Here is a 17,349-nt window from a genome sequence, read left to right on the forward strand (position 1 = left end):
ATCGGGGGCTGTGGCATCGTTGCCGCTTCACACTGGGAGGCTTTGTGAAATGTACAAGAAAATAACGGCCCTTGCGGCCCTGGGGGCATTGCTGGCCGCGCCGGCGATGGCGGCCGACAAGGTCAAGATCGGTTTCGTTACCACGATCACGACGCCGGCCGGTGTCATCGGTCAGGACATGGTCGATGCGGTCAATCTGGCGATGGACGATATCGGCGGCAAGATGGCCGGTCTGGATGTCGAGCTTCTTATCGAGGACGACGCCTTCAATCCGCCGATCGGCAAGCAGAAGGTCGACAAGCTGGTGAAGCGGGACGACGTCGATTTCGTCGCCGGCTTCATCTGGTCCCACGTCCTGCTGGCCTCCAAGAAGTCGGCGCTGGATGCGGGCAAGTTCCTGATCAGCTCGAACGCCGGGCCGTCGCAGCTCGCCGGCAAGCAGTGCGACAAGAACTTCTTCTCCACCTCCTGGCAGAACGATCAGACGCCGATGGCGATGGGCGAGGTGCTGAACCAGAACGGCATCAAGTCCGTCTACGTGATGGCGCCAAACTATGCCGCCGGCAAGAACATGATCGCCGGCGTCGAGCGGACCTTCAAAGGCAAGATCGTCGGCCGGGATCTCACCAAGTGGGGCAAGGACGCGCAGCTCGATTTCTCCGCCGAACTTGCCAAGGCGAAAGCCTCCGGCGCCGAAGCCCTCTGGGTTTTCTACCCGGGCAAGGCCGGCGGCGCGCTGATCAAGCAGTACGAGCAGGCCGGATTGCTCGGCCAGCTGCCGCTCTACACGGTCTTCACCGTGGATTCGATCGCCCTGCCGAAACTCCAGGAAGGCAACCTGAAAGGCGTGATGGGATCGCTCAATACCCAGCACTGGGGCCCGGATCTGGACAATGCGCAGAACAAGAAGTTCGTCGAGGGCTTCAAGAAGAAGTATGGCCGCTATCCGTCCTTCTATGCGGCCCAGTCCTACGACACGATTTTCCTGATCAAGAGCGCGGTCGAGGCGGTGAACGGGAATCTGGACGACATGGACGGCATGCGGGCCGCCATGAAGAAGGCCGACTTCCCGTCGACCCGCGGCGAGTTCAGCTACGGGAACAACCACTTCCCGATCCAGAATTTCTATCTGCGTGAAGTCGTGGCGGACGCGGACGGCGTCTGGAGCACCAAGATCGTCAAGACGGTTCTTGAGAACCATCAGGATCCGTACGCGAAAGACTGCAAGATGTAATCACCCCCTCGGGTGATGCAGGAACCGGCGGAGCGCATGCTTCGCCGGTTTCGGTTTCAAGTCTGGAAACGGGCAGCGCAAGACTGCCGGCAAATATGAGAACAGGGGCGTCCTGGTGGACTGGGGACTTTTTACTATACAGATGCTGAACGGGCTTCAGCTGGGGGTGTTGCTGTTTCTGCTCGCCGCCGGCCTGACCCTGGTCTTCGGCATCATGGACTTCGTCAATCTGGCGCACGGCTCGCTCTACATGATGGGAGCCTATTTCTGCGCCACGCTGACGCAACTGACGGATTCCTTCCTCCTCGGTGTGGTCCTCGCGCTGCCGTTGACCGCGTTGCTCGGCTGGCTGGTCGAGTTGATCGTGGTCCGCGCGCTCTATACCCATGACCATCTCGATCATGTCCTCGCGACCTTCGGTTTGATCCTCTGCTTCGACACGGCCGTCGATTTCATCTGGGGGCCGACCGGCATGGCGATCCCGCTTCCGGAGTTTCTCAACGGACAGGTCACGCTGTTCGGCGGGCTGGATTTCCCGGTTTTCCGCCTCGTGATCATTTCGTCCGGGCTGATCGTCGCCGCACTGCTCTATTTCATGGTCGCGCACACGCGCCTCGGCATGCTGATCCGGGCCGGTGCCTCCAACCGGACCATGGTGATGGCTCTCGGGGTCGATATCGGAAAACTGTTCGCACTGGTCTTCGCGGTGGGCGCCGCATTCGCCGGATTTGCCGGCATGCTGATCGCGCCGATCACCGAAGCCAGCATCGGCATGGGCAACGACATCATCATCGTCGCCTTCGTCGTGATCATCATCGGCGGCATCGGCTCGATCAAGGGCGCTTTCGTTGCCGCCATGATCGTCGGTCTGATCGACACGATGGGTCGCTCCTTCCTCGACCAGCTGCTGAAAGTCTTCATGTCGGCGCAGAACGCGGAGACTTCCGCGCCCGCCCTTTCCGCCATGGCGATCTACATCCTGATGGCGGTGGTTCTTGCATTCCGGCCGCAGGGCCTGTTCCCGCCGAAGGTGCGCTAAGTCATGACGTCACTGTTCCGCACCGGGCTTCCCGCCTACGCCATGGTCGCCGCTCTGCTGTTTCTTGCCGGGCTACCGTTCCTGGCCGAGTGGGTCGACAACATCTTTCTGATCGACCTGTTCCTGCGCCTGATGATTCTCTCGATTGCCGCGGTCAGTCTGAACCTGATCCTCGGCTATGGCGGCATGGTCAGCTTCGGTCATGCGGCCTACCTGGTGATCGGCGCCTATGCCGTCGGCATTCCGGCCTATTACGGAATCTATGACGGCTTCTTCCAGTTCGCCATCGCCATCCTCGCCTCGGCTGCCATTGCACTTGCCACGGGAGCGATCGCACTCAGGACCAAGGGCGTCTATTTCATCATGATCACCATGGCCTTCGCGCAGATGGTGTTCTTCACCTTCGTCTCGATCGAGGAATATGGCGGTGACGACGGGCTGGTAATCGACACGCGAAGCGAGTTCGCCGGGCTGTTCGATATCAACGACACCGTGACGCTTTACTACTTCGTCCTCGTCTCCCTCCTGCTGTCGCTCGGCCTCGTTCACCGGATCGTACGGTCGCGTTTCGGCATGGTAATCGCGGGCTCGAAGGGGAATGACCGCAGGATGCAGGCGATCGGGTTCCCGACCTACCGCTACCGCCTCGCGAGCTATGTGATCTCCGGTGCGATCTGCGGCTATGCGGGCGCGCTGCTCGGTAATTTCACCAACTTCATCACGCCGGAGATGGGTGACTGGGTGCGGTCCGGCGAGCTTATTTTCATGGTCGTGCTCGGCGGGGCCGGCAGCCTCTTCGGTCCGGTGCTCGGCACGGCGGTGTTCGTGCTTCTGGAGGAATATCTCTCGCGCCTTACCCAGTACTGGCACTTTCCCTTCGGTGCGATGCTGATCCTGGTCGTCATCTTCACCCGCGGCGGGATCAACGGGATGTTCCGCTGGCTCGGCGAGCGGATCGGAATGGGAGCGGGGTCATGAGCGGCGCCTTCCTCGAGGTCCGGAACCTCTACAAGAACTACGGCGGGATCGCCGCGACCGACCATGTCGATCTGGATGTGCGGGAGTCTGAACTGCACGCCATCATCGGCCCGAACGGCGCGGGCAAGACGACGCTGATCGCGCAGCTTTCGGGCGAGGTGCCGCCGGACGGCGGCAGGATCCGTTTCGCCGGCCGGGACATCACCTCGACACCGGCCTACAGGCGTTCCCTGCTCGGCCTTGCGCGCTCGTTCCAGATCACCAGCCTGATGCTCGACATGACGGTGCTGGAAAACGTCGCACTCGCAGTGCAGGCCCATGCCGGGCATTCCTTCCGTTTCTGGACCCCGGCCCGCTCCGAGCCGGAACTGGTGGAGCCGGCCATGGAAGCGCTGAAGTCCGTAGGCCTCGCCGACCGGGCGCACGATGTCGCGCGGGCCATGTCCCATGGCGAGCACCGGCAGCTCGAGATCGCGATGGCGTTGGCGACCCGGCCGAAACTGCTGCTGCTGGACGAACCGATGGCTGGTATGGGCGTCGAGGAAAGCCAGCGCATGGTGGAAATTCTCCGTGGTCTCAAGGGCGGTAAGACGATGCTGCTGATCGAGCACGACATGGATGTCGTCTTTACCCTGGCGGACCGGATCTCGGTACTGGTCTACGGGCGCGTCATCGCGACCGGGGCTCCGGAAGAGATCCGCAACGACGAGGCCGTGCGCCAGGCCTATCTCGGCGACGAGGTGGCGTGATGTTGCGAGTCGAATCCATCGAGACCTACTACGGCGCGAGCCAGGCCCTTTTCGGCATGAGCCTCGAGGTCGGCGCCAACGAGGTGGTGACGCTCATGGGCCGCAACGGTATGGGCAAGACCACGACGGTCAATTCCATCATGGGCATCGTCCGTCCGGCTGCCGGCCGAATCAGCTTCGAGACTGACGAGATCACCGACGCGCCCGCGCATCGCATCGCCCAGCACGGCCTCGGTCTGGTGCCGGAGGGCCGGCAGGTGTTCCCGAACCTCTCCGTGCGGGAAAATCTCGTCGCGACGGCGGCGAACCGGTTCGCCGCACGCGATCCCTGGACGGTGGAGCGGGTGCTCGCCATGTTCCCGGAACTGGAGGCGCGCATCACATCGATGGCCAACCTGCTCTCCGGCGGCGAGCAGCAGATGCTGGCGATCGGCCGGGCCCTGATGACCAATCCGAAGCTGCTGATTCTCGACGAGGCGACCGAGGGGCTGGCACCGCTGATCCGCAAGGAGATCTGGCACTGCCTCGAGCGGTTGAAGGAGGAAGGGCAGGCGATCCTCGTCATCGACAAGAATATCGACGACCTGAAACGCATCGCCGACCGCCACTATATCGTCGAGAAAGGGCAGGTTGTCTGGTCCGGTACGAGCGCCGAGCTCGACTCGAATGCCGACCTGGTGCAGGAAAAGCTCGGGGTTTGAACCGACTCCCCTGATCGTCATCCCGGCCACCGAGCCGGCACCTTCCGGATCGAAGGTCTCGACGAAATCGTCGCAAGGTCCCGGGTCAAGCCCGGGATGACGACCCTGTTCGGGGCAAGACCGCTATGCCCGCTTCCGGATCCCCGCTTCCGCGAACATCGGCACCAGGATATCCACCAGTTCCGCGATCATCGCGTCCGTGTGGCGCGGGGTTGGCGTGAAGCGCAGGCGCTCCGTGCCCTTGTCGACGGTCGGATAGTTGATCGCGGTCACGTAGATATTGTGGTCGTAGAGCAGCCGGTTGGAGAAGTCGCGCGCCTTGGCCGGGTCGCCGACCAGGAGCGGCACGATATGGCTCTCCGACGGCATTACCGGCAGGCCGGCATCGGTGAACGCCTGTTTCAGGCGGGCCGCCTGGCGCTGCTGCATTGCCCGTTCCTGCCCGCTCACCTTCAGGTGCCGGATGCTGGCCGCGGCGGCAGCCGCGGTGATCGGGGGCAGGGAGGTGGTGAAGATGAACCCGGGGGCGACGCTGCGGACATAATCCAGCACATGCGCCGGGCCGGCGAGATAGCCGCCATGCACGCCGACCGCCTTGCCCAGCGTACCCTCGATCAGGTCGACCTTGTCGAGCACGCCGTCCCGCTCCGCGATCCCGGCGCCGCGAGGACCGTACATCCCGACCGCATGCACCTCGTCGAGATAGGTGATGGCATTGAACTCGTGCGCGAGGTCGCAGATCTCCTCGATCCTGCCGATATCGCCGTCCATCGAATAGACGCTCTCGAAGGCGACCAGCTTGTGGCTCTCGGGATCGGCCGCTTCCAGCAGCTCGCGCAGATGCTCGACGTCGTTGTGCCGGAAGATATGCCGGCGCGCCGTACCCTTGCGGATGCCCTGGATCATCGAGGCATGGTTTTTCTGGTCGGAAAACACGTCCATGTTCGGCGAGGCGCTGAGCAGTGTCGAAAGACTCGCCTCGTTGGCGATATAGCCGGAGGTGAAGAGCAGGGCCGCCTCTTTCCGGTGCCAGTCGGCAAGCTCCGCCTCGAGCTCGACATGGAAATGACTGGTGCCGGAAATGTTGCGCGTTCCGCCGGCGCCGACACCGGTCTGATCGACCGCCTCGTGAACAGCCTTCACCAGCACGTCGCTGCCGCCCATCGCCAGATAGTCGTTCGAGCACCAGACCAGGACCTGCTCCACGCGGCCGTCGCGATAGTGTTTGTAGTACGGATATTTGTCCGCCTGCTTTTCCAGATCGGCGAACACGCGATAGCGGTCCTCGGCCTTGATCCGGTTGAGCTTGTCCTGACAGATATCGAAGAGGTTCACGGCCTCTCTCTCCCATTTTCTGTGCGGTTCGGTCATCTCGCGTTTTCGGACCCGGATTAATTATCCAGGTCAATCCGCACGTTCACAGCTTGACTGATACACCAGAGTCTGACTAGTTTCGCGCGTTATGTTGACGCACACGGAACTCGGCCTCGCGCTGCGACTTACGATCCCGGCTCTCTAGAGAGACCGGGTCACGTCGCTCGTGTATGCTTGAACCGTGCTGATGCGCTGAGGATGGGTCCCCATCCGGACATCACATTTTCAAGACAAATCATGGCCTTCCCGCCCCGTTTCAGGGTAGAGGTTCCGGCATCGGGCGCATTCAGGAACGAATTTTGAATGTAACCGCGAGCAGGCGCCGCCAGGAATGCGCGCCGCTCCGAGGGAGTTGAAGTGATGAACCAGATGCATATCGAGAAATATCAGGCCTATCCGCCGGTCAATTTGCCGGACCGTACCTGGCCGTCGAAAGTGATCGACCACGCGCCGACATGGTGCAGCGTCGACCTGCGGGACGGCAACCAGGCGCTGGTCGACCCGATGGACAGCGCGCGCAAGCACCGCATGTTCAAGACCCTGGTGGAAATGGGTTTCAAGGAGATCGAGGTCGGATTCCCGAGCGCGTCCGATACCGATTTCAATTTCGTTCGCGAGATCATCGAGGGCGGCCTGATCCCGGACGACGTGACGATCCAGGTCCTGACCCAGGCGCGCGAACACCTGATCGACCGCACCATCGAGAGTCTGATGGGCGCGAAGAGCGTGATTGTCCATCTCTACAACTCGACCTCGGAACTGCAGCGCCGGGTGGTCTTCCAGCAGGACCGTGAGGGCGTGAAACAGATCGCCGTCGAGGGCGCGAAAATGGTGAAGGAGCGGCTGACCCGTCTGGAGGAGGCCGGCACCAATGTTCGCCTGCAATATTCCCCGGAGAGCTTCACCGGCACGGAACTGGACTACGCGCTGGAGGTTTGCGAGGCGGTGATGGATGTCTGGCAGCCAACGCCGGAAAACCCCGTCATCATCAACCTGCCTTCGACGGTCGAGATGTCGACGCCGAACGTCTATGCCGACCAGATCGAATGGATGCTGCGGAATTTCAGCCGCCGAGAGTCGATCATTCTCTCCGTGCATCCGCATAACGACCGGGGGACCGGCGTCGCGGCGACGGAACTGGCGGTCATGGCCGGTGCGGACCGGGTGGAAGGCACCCTGTTCGGCAATGGCGAGCGGACCGGCAATGTCGATATCGTCACTCTCGGCCTGAACCTCTTCACCCAGGGTGTCGATCCCGAGCTGGACTTCTCCAACATCAACGAACTGATGGAAGTGGCGGAATACTGCAACCAGCTGCCGATCCATCCGCGCCATCCCTATGCGGGCGAACTGGTGCACACCGCCTTCTCCGGCTCGCACCAGGACGCGATCAACAAGGGCATGCAGGCGATCCGCAAGAGCAACGAGCCGCACTGGGAAGTGCCCTACCTGCCGATCGACCCGCAGGATATCGGCCGCAATTACGAGGCCATCATCCGGGTCAACAGCCAGTCCGGGAAGGGCGGCGTCGCCTACCTGCTCGAGACCGACCACAAGATCAAGCTGCCGAAGCCGGCGCAGGCCGATTTCAGCCAGGTGGTGCAGAAGATCACCGACGCCACCGGCAAGGAGATCAACAGCGAGACGATCTGGAGCACCTTCATGGCCGAGTATATCGACCAGCCGGAGGGGCCCTTCAAACTGGTTTCCTTCTCCTCGAGCCCGATCGAGGGCTCGAACGAGCGCGAGCACATCAAGGCGGTCGTGACGCGCAACGGCGAGACGCACACGATCGAGTCCGACGGCAACGGCCCGATCTCGGCCTTCGTGAATGCGATGCGCCGGGAATTCGGTCTCAACTTCCGGCTCAAGGATTATACCGAGCATACTCGCTCGGTCGGCTCCCGTGCCGAGGCGGCGGCCTATATCGAGCTGACCGTGCCGGACGACAAGGGGCAGAGCGTTTTCGGGGTCGGGATCGACACCTCGATCACCATGGCGCCGATTCGCGCGGTGATGAGCGCCGTGAACCGGATCTGACGCCTCAGACAAGCACCCAGCCGAGCGCGGTCAGCAACATGACCGCGCCGGCATTCATCCAGAGCCCGGCCCGTGCCATGTCGGCGACGCGCAGGCCGCCGGCGGCGAAGACGATGGCGTTCGGCGGCGTTGCGACCGGCATCATGAAGGCGCAGCTCGCCGCCAGCGTCACCGGTGCCAGCATCGCCAGCAGGGGCAGGCCGATCGGCTCGGCGAGTTCGGCCGCGATCGGCAGGAAAGCGGCGGCCGAGGCGGTGTTGCTGGCAAGCTCGGTGGCGGACAGGACGATGCCGGCGCCGAAGCCGGCCGCGAGTTCGACCGGCAGATAGCCGACCAGCGTGGAAAGGCTCCCGGCCAGCGCGGCCGCGAGCCCGCTCTCGGTGAGAGCCCCCGCGAGCGACAGCCCGCCTCCGAACAGCAGCAGAATGCCCCAGTGGATCGCGCGCGCCTCGTCCCAGGTCAGAAGCGCACGTTTCTCCGATCCGGCGGGGACGGCAAAGAGGAGAAGTCCCGCCGCGATCGCGATCGCCGTATCGCTGACCGCTGGGAACCAGACAGCGAGAAAAGGCCGGAAGACCCAGGCAAGCGCGGCGGCGGCGAGCAGCAGGGCGACCCGTTTCTCGCGCGCGCTCATCGGCCCCGGATGCGGCAGCGTCTCCGACTGCAGGGCTTCCAGTGGGCCGAAGGCGAGCCGGGTCAGCACGAGCCAGGCAAGCGCGAGCATCGCGGCCGAGACGGGCAAACCGATCGCCAGCCAGCTGGCGAAGCCGAGCGCCGTGCCGTAATTGCTGTCGAGAAAGGCCGCAAGCATGGCGTTCGGAGGGGTGCCGATCAGGGTCGCGAGCCCGCCGATCGAACAGCCATAGGCGACCGACAGCAGCAGTGCCTTGCGCAGCCTCGTGGGCGCTCCGTCCATCACCCACCGGGCGACGGGCAGCAGCATGATCGCGCTCGCCGTGTTGCTGATCCACATGGAGGGCAGGGCGCCGGCGATGAGGAAGCCTGCGACCAGTTGCCGGCTGCCCGTTCCCGTGCAGTGCAGGATGACGGCGGAGAGTCGGGCATGCAGACCCGAAGCGGTGATCGCCGCGCCGAGGAGGAAGCCGCCGAGAAAGAGGAACACCACCGGATGCGCGTAGGGCGACGCTGCCTGATGGAGCTCCGCGATTCCGAGCAACGGGAAGAGCAGGATCGGCAGCAGCGCCGTCGCCGGGAGCGGTAGCGCCTCACCGATCCACCAGACCGCCATCAGCACCGCGACCGCGACGGTGCGCCAGGCCGGGAGAGGGAGGTCGCCCGGAGGCGGCAAAAGGAGCAGAACTGTGAATAGCGCGGCGCCGAGGAGCAGGGGGCGCGGGCTGACGTTGTTCGGGTCGGGTAGCTGCATGGCGGCAAATTGATCCCTAGACAGAGAATCCGCATTGTTGCCCAATGGACAGTCGCGTGGCGCCGGCCCGGATGACGGCGCCGATCATAACCTGCAGGAGCGGCTTCTGAACCCGCAATCTGAAATCCACCGCTACGAATGGCGCGAAGTGCCGCGCCCCGTCGCCAACGGCCACATGGTGATCGCCATCGGCGACGTGCACGGACGGGCCGATCTGCTGACCGCACTCTTCGAGGCCGTCGCGGAGGATATCGCGCGGCTGAAGCCGGAGCAGGTCACGGCGATCCTGATCGGCGACCTGATCGACCGGGGACCGAACAGTCTCGAAGTGCTCGGTCTCGCGATGGGCGGTCTCGGCGCCTTCACGAAGCGGCCGGTGAAGGATGTCTGCCTGATCGGCAACCACGATTACTGGCTGCGGCAGGCGGTAGACGGCAGTCTCGATGATGACGACCTGCGCTTCTGGGGCGCCAATGGCGGCGAGGCGACCTGGCGCAGTTTCGGCATCACCCGGGTCGTCGGAGCGCGCGACATGATCCTGCAGACGCGGCGGCGCCTGCCGGACCCGGTGCTCGAGTTCATCCTGTCCATGTCGGTGACCTATCGGGTCGACGACTACCTCTTCGTCCATGCGGGGATCGATCCGCGCCAGCCGTTGAACAACCAGACCCTGAAGACTCTGTGCTGGATCCGCGATCCGTTTCTCAATCCCGAAATCTGGCCGTTCGAACTGACCGTGGTGCACGGCCACACGGTGGAATGGAACCATGGCGAGCCGCTGGTGCACGATCACAGGATCGGCATCGATACCGGCGCGGTGAACACCGGGGTGCTGACCGCGCTCGAGATCAATTCGGGCCAGATGCGCTTCGTCCAGGCCTGGGATGCGCGTGCGCTGGAAGAAGAACGCCGCCGCTCCGGCTAGCGCCGCAGAACCAGCACGTTGCCGGTCAGGATCATTGCCGCCCCTGCGATCATCAGAGGGCCGAGCGCGACGTCCTCGAACAGGACCGACATGACCAGCGCCACAACGGGAACCGTGGTGAAAGTATAGGCAGCCCGTCCGGGACCGACCCGCGCCACCAGCGCGAAGAAGATCAGGAAGGCGCCTGCCGAGGCGACGACGCCGAGATAGGCGAGCGAACCGAGATACCGCAGGGTCGGTTCGATGATGATCTCCATGCCGCCAGCGAGCGCGATGGCGAAACAGATCCCCGCACCGCCGATCCCGCCCCAGAAATTCACGGTGTAGGCGGACAGGCCCCGGCGGTGATTGCGAGCGCCGATGATGGTGCCGATCGCGGTGCCGAGCGACGCGCCGAGCGCCCAGAGCATGCCCCGGATCACCGCGCCGCCGGCATCGAGCCGGGCAATATCCGGAGCGACGATCAGGGCGAGGCCGGCCATTCCGAGCACCATCCCGGCGATGGCGCGCAGGGGGATGGCATCGCGGAACAGCAGGAAAGAGAGGATGGTCGCGAAGATCGGAGAGGTGGAGAGTGCGAGCGTCGCAACCCCGCTCGGGATGTAGTGTGTCGAGGTGTAGAAACAGATGAAATTAAGCGCGAAGAAGGTCGCGGCGTGGGCCGCGATCCAGGGTATGTGCTCTCTTTCGATGCTGAGCCTTGTCCGCGTGGCCAGGATGACGACGAGCATGCAGACCGCCAGCAGCAGCATGCGGTAGGCGACGGAAACCGGGACCGGAACCGGCCCGGCCTGGAGCGTCGTCACATAGGCCCCGGTGCCCCAGATCAGGGCGGAGAGCGCGAACAGGATGAAATGCACGGGGCCGGTCCAATCGGCGGCGTATGGGTCAGTACCCTACCCTAGCGCCTCACCGGGGGATCACCGCAAGCGCAACCGAGACCAGCAGCAGGACCGCCATGGTGATGTTGAAGGCGCGTCCGATCTTCGGCGAGCGGATCAGGTTGGCGAAGAGCCCGCCGAAAACGAGCCAGGATCCGTTCACGAACAGCATGACGCAGGTGAGGAACGCGAGCTTGGCCAGCGTGTCCCGGATCGGGTCGGCCTCGATCAGGACATTGCCGGCATAGAGTGCGGTGAAGACCGTGTAGGCCTTCACATTGATCAGCGCGACGAGGACACCGGCGCCAAAGCCCGGCGGATCCCGGTCGTCCGTCCCGTGCATGCCGGGGGGCGGCGCGGTGGCGATCCGGTAGGCGAGATAGACCATGTAGAGTACCGCGGCCATCACCAGGACCGGGGCGACGCCGGGCAGGGCGAGGAGGAGTCCGGTCACGCCGCTTGCGGTGAGGCAGAGCACGACGAAGACGCCGGCATAGATACCGGACAGGAAGGGCAGGCTGGAGCGAATCCCGAAAGCGGCGCCGTTTGCGGTGATCGCGACGATGGCCGGGCCCGGGCTGCCCATCAGCGGAAAGGCCATGGCGAGCATGGCGAGCACGCCGTCGAGCGTCGGAAACATTTGGGCAGTCCTCCCAAACTGCGGGATTTCTTGCTATTCTGGATCGTGAGACACACATGAGAGAAGCGTGGCCGGCCGAAACACACTCGCGCCGGTTTGCCGTCAGTCTCCGGATATGGCGGGCCCCCGGCAGAGACGTCGGGGAGCGACGTTGCAATCCCTTGTAAGCTTGTGTGGCCGTAGAGGGCCGCCGAAGCCAGCGGAGTTCGTTTTGACCGTTTTCAACCTGCATCGCCAGGCAGCCGCAATCTTTGCTTTTTCATTCCTGCTTTTCATCCCCGTGGCCGCGCAGGCCGTGTCGCCCGACCCCTCCGGATACAATGCCATTTCGACCGCCGAGAGATTGTGTCTGCAGCAGCCGGGTTACGATCTGGAGAAGATCTCCGCCGCCGTGGACGAGATCGCGGGCCGGCACATCAAGCCGGAGGTCGGGCCGGAAACGACGCGCTGGACGATGTTCGGTCCCGAAGGACGGAAACTGATACTTCTCCGCGATTCCCGTCCGGGACGGCTGAAATGCGCCTTCCAGGCGGAACGCGTGGATTTCGGCGCCGCCGAAGAATGGCTCGACCGCGTCTCCGCCGGCTTCGCGGCCTCGGTCAACGGACAGCGTCAGGACATCGCGACCAAGAACGAACCCGGCAAGGGCTCCGCCGCGATCACGACCGTCACCACCGAACTCGGGCCGATGTTCTTCGGGATCTGGAGCACGCCGGACGGCGGCGCGGTCACCAGCATGGGGCCGCTGAAGGAGTTCGTGGAGAAGAAGTGAGCATAAGGGCCGTCACCCCAACCGTCACACCGGCAGGACCGCGCTTTCCTTCGGCGATTTCAGCGCGATCACCGTCTGGCTGCGGGTCACGCCCGGCAGCAGCTTGATGCGATTGGAGATCACGTCCTCCAGCGCGTCGTTGGAGCGGGTGCGGATCTTCAGCAGGTAGGACCAGTCGCCGGTCACGTGGTGGCATTCGAGCACCTCCGGCATCGCCAGCACGGCTTCGAGGAAGGAGGCGTTGTGCGCGCTCCAGTCGATCAGCACCGAGACATAGGCGAGCACCTCGAGCCCGACCGCGGTCGGTTCCAGCACCGCGCCGTAGCCGCGGATCGCGCCGGCGGCCTGCAGCTTCTTAAGCCGCTCGTTCACGGCCGATACGGAGAGGCCGGCATGGGCGCCGATCTCGGCATAGCCGGCGCGCCCGTGGCGCTGGATGTAGTCGAGGATCGCGCGGTCGGTCTCGTCGAGGCGGGGGTCGGTCATTCGGCGGCTTTCACGGGATCTGCGGGAGCGTAGAGCGCGCGTTCGCCCTTCACGCCGCGCAGCTCGGTGCGGGTCAGCAGCCGGGTGCGTCCCGGCAGCAGCCTGGCGATGGTCTCGGAGAGGATGATGTCGGTGCCGAGCGAGCGGCACAGGCTCTCCATCCGGCTCGCCTCGTTCACCGCCGGGCCGATCACGGTGAAGTCGAGCCGGTTGCGCGAGCCGACATTGCCGAACATGACCTCGCCCAGATGCAGCGCCACGTTGAGCCCCATGGCGGGGCGCTCCAGATCGGCCTCCGTCTCGGCAAGCTCGTCGACCGCCGCCAGCGCGGCCTTCGCCGCGCCAAGCGCCTTGCCGGCGGTCTCCGCCTCCCGCCCGGGTTCCAGGGGGAAAATGGCGAGGAAGCCATCGCCGAGGAATTTCAGCACCTGGCCGCCGGCGTCGTGCACCGGCTCCAGCATGACGTCGAAATAGCGGTTGAGGGCGGAGACCATCGCCTCCTTCGAGACGATGTCGCTGACGCTGGTGAAGTCGGTCAGGTCGGCGATCATCAGGGCGGCATTGATGCTTTCCGCCATGCCGCGCCGGATCTCGCCCTTCAGGATCCGTCCGCCGACCAGCGGGCCGACATAGGCGTCCAGCAGGTTGCGGGCGATCTCCTGGTCGAGATGGGCCTGTATCGCCGAGGTGAGGGCAGGGACGATGGCGTCGATCAGTTCGATGTCGCGCTCGGAGAAACCGTCGGGGTGCCGGCTCGACCAGCGCAGGATGGCGCCGCAACTGCGCTCGCCCTCGCGGATCAGACGCAGGGCTTCCCTGCCGCCGAACATGCAGGCGTAATAATCCGTGAACCCCTCGTCGCGGAACTCGGCGAGCGCGGTGAAGTCGAGCTGAGCGTCCGGTCCGGTCAGCCGCCGCCGCATCCTCAGCGTGCCGGTCGCCATCATGTGGCGCAGCGGGCTCGCCTTCCACTCCTCCGATTCGTCCTTCGAATAGGCGATCTCGTGGCGCAGGCCCGCGTCGGGCCGGTTGTCCGCGCGGTCCCAGTCGAACATCAGCGATCCGGTTTCGGGATGCAGCGTGTACATCGCGACCCGGCAGCGGTCGAGCGGCAGACCTGCCGCAACGAGGCGTTCCGCGGTTGCCGCGACAAGCTGTTCGTTCGACACTTTCTCCCAGGACTGGTGGACCAGCCACTGGATCAGCTCCATGGCTCTCGCATCCGTCACCGGCCTGTTCTCTTGCATTCGTCGTCCTCGCCTCGCCCGGCGACAGAATGCAGGCTCCACGCACTTCTGGCAAACCCGCCGCCGCCTTGATAAAGGGTGGGGATGACCGTCCCCGAACGCCAGATCCGCCTGCCCGACCTGCCGAGCCTCGTGCTCGCGCCCCGCGTCGCAGTCTGGCTCGGCGTGGACGGCGATCTCGAAGAGATTTCGCACGACGAGGCCGCGCTCCGCCTGCGCGCCGGTCCCTGCCTCGTCGCCCATGCCCGCGCGATCGTGCGCCGCCTGCGGCTCGACGGATTCGCCGCGGTGGACGTATTGGAGCTCTTCGCCTTCGTGCGCCCCGCCGCCTTCTGCCTGCCGACGCCGCGCGGGCTTGCCGAGGCCCTGCATCTCGCCCCGCCGAAGGATCACGAGGATGAGGCGTTGGTGCTGCGCGATGCGGCGGCGGCTCTGCTTGCCGAACTCGCCGGGCGGGAGCGCGATCCGAGCGCGCGGCCGATCGCCGAAACGATGCGCAATTGCGGCTGGGCCTGGGGCGAGGCGGTGCTGCACGCGCTCGGCGCCGGAGACCTGCCGCCGCCGGGACCGGTCCGGCCGAGCGGGCTGCAGGTCTGGCGCCGGCTGGAGGAATGGTCGGAGCACGCGCCGGAACCGCCGGCGGGCAACAGACCGGTGCTGGAGGACGAGGCGCGGGCGCGGCTGAAGGATCTGCTTGGCGGCGGTGCGGAAGCCCGGCCGAGCCAGGCGGATTACGCTTCCGCCGCCGCCTTCGCCTTCACCCCGCGCGACGAGGAGCGGCGCCCGAATGTGGTGCTTGCCGAGGCCGGAACCGGCGTCGGCAAGACCCTCGGTTATATCGCGCCGGCCAGTGTCTGGGCGGAGAAGAACGAGGGCGCCGTCTGGGTCTCGACCTATACCCGCAACCTGCAGCACCAGATCGACAGCGAGCTCGACCGGCTCTATCCCGATCCGGTGCGCAAGGCGCTGAAGGCGGTGGTGCGCAAGGGGCGGGAGAATTACCTTTGTCTGCTCAATCTGGAAGAGGCGGTGAACACGCTGCCGACCATGCCGCAATACGGCACCGCGCTCGGCCTGATGGCGCGCTGGGCCGAGGCGACGCGGGACGGCGACGTGCAGGGCGGCGACTTCCCGGCCTGGCTCGCCGACCTGCTCGGGCGCGGGCGGACTGTCGGGCTCGCGGACCGGCGCGGCGAGTGCATCTATTCCGCCTGCCCGCATTATTCCAAATGCTACATCGAGAAATCCATCCGCCGCGCCCGCCGCGCCGAGATCGTGGTGGCGAACCACGCGCTGGTGATGATCCAGGCGGCGCTCGGCGGGACCGACGACGGCGCGCTGCCGACCCGCTATGTGTTCGACGAGGGCCATCACGTGTTCGACGCCGCGGACAGCGCTTTCTCGGCGCATCTGACGGCGATCGAGACAGTGGAGCTCCGGCGCTGGCTGATCGGCGCCGAGGGCCGTCGCTCGGGCCGGGCGCGGGGCCTGAAGAAGCGGGTCGAGGACCTGATCGCCGACGACGAGGACGCGCTGGAGGCGCTTGAAGCCGCGCTTCAAGCCGCCCGGGTGCTGCCGGGCGAGGGCTGGATGGCGCGGATCGCGGAGGGCGAGAGCAGGGGCGAGACGGAACGGTTTCTGACCCTGGTGAGAACCCAGGTCTATGCCCGCACCGACCATCCCGACAGTCCCTATTCGATGCAGACCGGGACCCACCCGCCGGTGGACGGTTTGCTGGAGGCGGCCGAGGCGCTGGATGCCGCGCTGGCGCGCATCCTGACGCCGATCAAGCAGCTGAAGAAGCGGCTAGAGGACCGGCTGGACGAGGATGCGGACGAGCTGGAGAGCGCGATCCGGCTGCGCATCGAGGCGGTCGCGCGCTCCCTGCAGCGGCGCGGCGAGATGACCCTCGGCGCGTGGCGCGACATGCTGAAGGCGCTGGCGCACGAGACGCCGGAGGCCTTCGTCGACTGGTTCGAGATCGAGCGGAGCGACGGCCGCGACATGGATATCGGCTTGCACCGGCACTGGATTGATCCGGGCAGGCCGTTCGCCGAGACCGTCGTGAAGCAGGCCCAGGGCGTGCTGATGACCTCCGCCACCCTGCGTGACGGTACCGGCGAGGAGCACCGCGACTGGCAGGCGGCCGAGGAGCGCACCGGCGCCATCTGGCTCGAGGCGCCGCCGGTCCGTGCAGCGGTCGTCTCGCCCTTCGACTATCCGGCCCAGACCCGGGTCTTCATCGTCAACGATGTGCGCAAGGACGACATGGCGCAGGTCGCGGCGGCCTACCGGGAGCTTTTCCTCGCCTCCGGCGGCGGCGCGCTCGGCCTGTTCACCGCGATCCAGCGGCTGCGCGAGGTGCACCGGCGGATCGGCGGCGAGATCGACGAAGCCGACCTGCCGCTCTATGCCCAGCATGTCGACGGACTCGACCTCACCACCCTGATCGATATTTTCCGCGCCGAGGAGAATGCCTGCCTGCTCGGCACCGACGCGGTGCGCGACGGGGTCGACGTGCCGGGCAACTCGCTCCGCCTCATCGTCTTCGACCGGGTGCCCTGGCCACGCCCGGACATCCTCTACAAGGCGCGGCGTTCGGCCTTCGGCGGCGGCGCCTATACCGATATGCTGACGCGCCTGAAGCTGAAGCAGGCCTTCGGCCGTCTGGTGCGCCGGGCGGACGATCGCGGCGTCTTCGTGCTGCTCGATCCGATGATGCCCTCGCGGCTGCTGGGGGCCTTTCCCGAGGGCGTCGAGGTCCGGCGCTGCGGGCTCGCCGAAGCGGTCGCCGAGACCCGTGGCTTTTTCGGGACGGCACCCGTTCCGGCCGAGCCGATTGACGCGGACGAGGTGCCGTTCTAACCCCATACATTGCAATCAAGATCGTCATCCC

At 65.4% G+C, this 17,349-nt stretch carries 15 protein-coding genes; 9 read left to right on the forward strand and 6 right to left on the reverse strand.

From position 1 onward, the window contains the following. Nucleotides 1-49 precede the first annotated feature (49 nt). From ACOOE1_RS18765 to ACOOE1_RS18785, 5 genes are all read left to right on the forward strand, one after another. The gene (locus tag ACOOE1_RS18765) at nucleotides 50-1,234 is read left to right on the forward strand and encodes an ABC transporter substrate-binding protein (RefSeq protein WP_420403730.1); all 1,185 of its coding nucleotides are present in this window, start codon (nucleotides 50-52) and stop codon (nucleotides 1,232-1,234) included. A 115-nt stretch (nucleotides 1,235-1,349) separates the two neighbouring features. Continuing rightward, nucleotides 1,350-2,273 carry a branched-chain amino acid ABC transporter permease gene (locus ACOOE1_RS18770; RefSeq protein WP_420403731.1) on the forward strand — a complete coding sequence of 308 codons (924 nt, stop codon included), beginning with the start codon at nucleotides 1,350-1,352 and terminating at the stop codon, nucleotides 2,271-2,273. Nucleotides 2,274-2,276: 3 nt separating this feature from the next. Further along, nucleotides 2,277-3,251 carry a branched-chain amino acid ABC transporter permease gene (locus ACOOE1_RS18775; RefSeq protein ID WP_420403732.1) on the forward strand — a complete coding sequence of 325 codons (975 nt, stop codon included), beginning with the start codon at nucleotides 2,277-2,279 and terminating at the stop codon, nucleotides 3,249-3,251. After that, nucleotides 3,248-4,000, forward strand: a complete 753-nt coding sequence (locus ACOOE1_RS18780) for an ABC transporter ATP-binding protein (protein ID WP_420403733.1) — start codon at nucleotides 3,248-3,250, stop codon at nucleotides 3,998-4,000. Before ACOOE1_RS18775 ends, ACOOE1_RS18780 begins: the two co-directional genes overlap by 4 nt. Continuing rightward, nucleotides 4,000-4,701 (forward strand): ABC transporter ATP-binding protein, encoded by a 702-nt coding sequence (locus ACOOE1_RS18785; RefSeq protein ID WP_420403734.1) that lies wholly within the window; start codon nucleotides 4,000-4,002, stop codon nucleotides 4,699-4,701. The genes ACOOE1_RS18780 and ACOOE1_RS18785 overlap by 1 nt, the downstream gene beginning before the upstream one ends. A gap of 123 nt (nucleotides 4,702-4,824) precedes the next feature. Here the strand turns inward: ACOOE1_RS18785 and hemA are convergent, their stop codons facing one another. Continuing rightward, complete coding sequence (hemA, locus tag ACOOE1_RS18790) at nucleotides 4,825-6,036, reverse strand: 5-aminolevulinate synthase (RefSeq protein ID WP_420406451.1); 1,212 nt, start codon at nucleotides 6,034-6,036, stop codon at nucleotides 4,825-4,827. Nucleotides 6,037-6,435: 399 nt separating this feature from the next. Here hemA and leuA point away from each other — a divergent pair, with 399 nt between their 5' ends. After that, entirely contained in the window at nucleotides 6,436-8,115 is a 1,680-nt protein-coding gene (gene leuA / locus ACOOE1_RS18795; protein WP_420403735.1) for a 2-isopropylmalate synthase, read from the forward strand. A 4-nt stretch (nucleotides 8,116-8,119) separates the two neighbouring features. Here leuA and ACOOE1_RS18800 read toward each other — a convergent pair whose 3' ends face one another. Further along, nucleotides 8,120-9,502, reverse strand: coding sequence for an SLC13 family permease (locus ACOOE1_RS18800; protein ID WP_420403736.1), 1,383 nt, complete (start codon nucleotides 9,500-9,502; stop codon nucleotides 8,120-8,122). Nucleotides 9,503-9,536: 34 nt separating this feature from the next. Here ACOOE1_RS18800 and ACOOE1_RS18805 point away from each other — a divergent pair, with 34 nt between their 5' ends. After that, nucleotides 9,537-10,427, forward strand: coding sequence for a metallophosphoesterase family protein (locus tag ACOOE1_RS18805; RefSeq protein WP_420403737.1), 891 nt, complete (start codon nucleotides 9,537-9,539; stop codon nucleotides 10,425-10,427). Here the strand turns inward: ACOOE1_RS18805 and ACOOE1_RS18810 are convergent. Next, on the reverse strand, nucleotides 10,424-11,287 hold the full coding sequence (locus ACOOE1_RS18810; RefSeq protein ID WP_420403738.1) for a DMT family transporter: 864 nt from the start codon (nucleotides 11,285-11,287) through the stop codon (nucleotides 10,424-10,426). The two genes, ACOOE1_RS18805 and ACOOE1_RS18810, sit on opposite strands and share 4 nt — an antisense overlap. Before the next feature lie 49 nt (nucleotides 11,288-11,336). Continuing rightward, nucleotides 11,337-11,948, reverse strand: a complete 612-nt coding sequence (locus ACOOE1_RS18815) for a LysE family translocator (RefSeq protein WP_420403739.1) — start codon at nucleotides 11,946-11,948, stop codon at nucleotides 11,337-11,339. A gap of 211 nt (nucleotides 11,949-12,159) precedes the next feature. On the opposite strand from ACOOE1_RS18815, the gene ACOOE1_RS18820 reads away from it, so the two are divergent. Beyond that, entirely contained in the window at nucleotides 12,160-12,720 is a 561-nt protein-coding gene (locus ACOOE1_RS18820; RefSeq protein ID WP_420403740.1) for a hypothetical protein, read from the forward strand. A 24-nt stretch (nucleotides 12,721-12,744) separates the two neighbouring features. Here the strand turns inward: ACOOE1_RS18820 and ACOOE1_RS18825 are convergent, their stop codons facing one another. Together ACOOE1_RS18825 and ACOOE1_RS18830 are read right to left on the reverse strand one after the other, a co-directional pair. Next, nucleotides 12,745-13,206 (reverse strand): Lrp/AsnC family transcriptional regulator, encoded by a 462-nt coding sequence (locus ACOOE1_RS18825; protein WP_420403741.1) that lies wholly within the window; start codon nucleotides 13,204-13,206, stop codon nucleotides 12,745-12,747. After that, complete coding sequence (locus tag ACOOE1_RS18830) at nucleotides 13,203-14,453, reverse strand: adenylate/guanylate cyclase domain-containing protein (protein ID WP_420403742.1); 1,251 nt, start codon at nucleotides 14,451-14,453, stop codon at nucleotides 13,203-13,205. The genes ACOOE1_RS18825 and ACOOE1_RS18830 overlap by 4 nt, the downstream gene beginning before the upstream one ends. An 84-nt stretch (nucleotides 14,454-14,537) precedes the next feature. Here ACOOE1_RS18830 and ACOOE1_RS18835 point away from each other — a divergent pair, with 84 nt between their 5' ends. Beyond that, nucleotides 14,538-17,318 (forward strand): ATP-dependent DNA helicase, encoded by a 2,781-nt coding sequence (locus ACOOE1_RS18835; RefSeq protein WP_420403743.1) that lies wholly within the window; start codon nucleotides 14,538-14,540, stop codon nucleotides 17,316-17,318. Nucleotides 17,319-17,349: the final 31 nt, after the last annotated feature.

It is taken from the genome of Nisaea sp. (assembly GCF_965216895.1).
In the GTDB taxonomy this organism is placed as follows: domain Bacteria; phylum Pseudomonadota; class Alphaproteobacteria; order Thalassobaculales; family Thalassobaculaceae; genus Nisaea.

Excerpts from the sequence above, each read along its gene's own strand:
- ACOOE1_RS18765 (WP_420403730.1), top strand. The coding sequence starts at position 50 with ATGTACAAGAAAATAACGGCCCTTGCGGCCCTGGGGGCATTGCTGGCC.
- ACOOE1_RS18775 (WP_420403732.1), top strand. The coding sequence starts at position 2,277 with ATGACGTCACTGTTCCGCACCGGGCTTCCCGCCTACGCCATGGTCGCC.
- ACOOE1_RS18780 (WP_420403733.1), top strand. The coding sequence starts at position 3,248 with ATGAGCGGCGCCTTCCTCGAGGTCCGGAACCTCTACAAGAACTACGGC.
- ACOOE1_RS18785 (WP_420403734.1), top strand. The coding sequence starts at position 4,000 with ATGTTGCGAGTCGAATCCATCGAGACCTACTACGGCGCGAGCCAGGCC.
- leuA (WP_420403735.1), top strand. The coding sequence starts at position 6,436 with ATGAACCAGATGCATATCGAGAAATATCAGGCCTATCCGCCGGTCAAT.
- ACOOE1_RS18800 (WP_420403736.1), bottom strand. The coding sequence starts at position 9,502 with ATGCAGCTACCCGACCCGAACAACGTCAGCCCGCGCCCCCTGCTCCTC.
- ACOOE1_RS18815 (WP_420403739.1), bottom strand. The coding sequence starts at position 11,948 with ATGTTTCCGACGCTCGACGGCGTGCTCGCCATGCTCGCCATGGCCTTT.
- ACOOE1_RS18825 (WP_420403741.1), bottom strand. The coding sequence starts at position 13,206 with ATGACCGACCCCCGCCTCGACGAGACCGACCGCGCGATCCTCGACTAC.
- ACOOE1_RS18830 (WP_420403742.1), bottom strand. The coding sequence starts at position 14,453 with ATGCAAGAGAACAGGCCGGTGACGGATGCGAGAGCCATGGAGCTGATC.
- ACOOE1_RS18835 (WP_420403743.1), top strand. The coding sequence starts at position 14,538 with ATGACCGTCCCCGAACGCCAGATCCGCCTGCCCGACCTGCCGAGCCTC.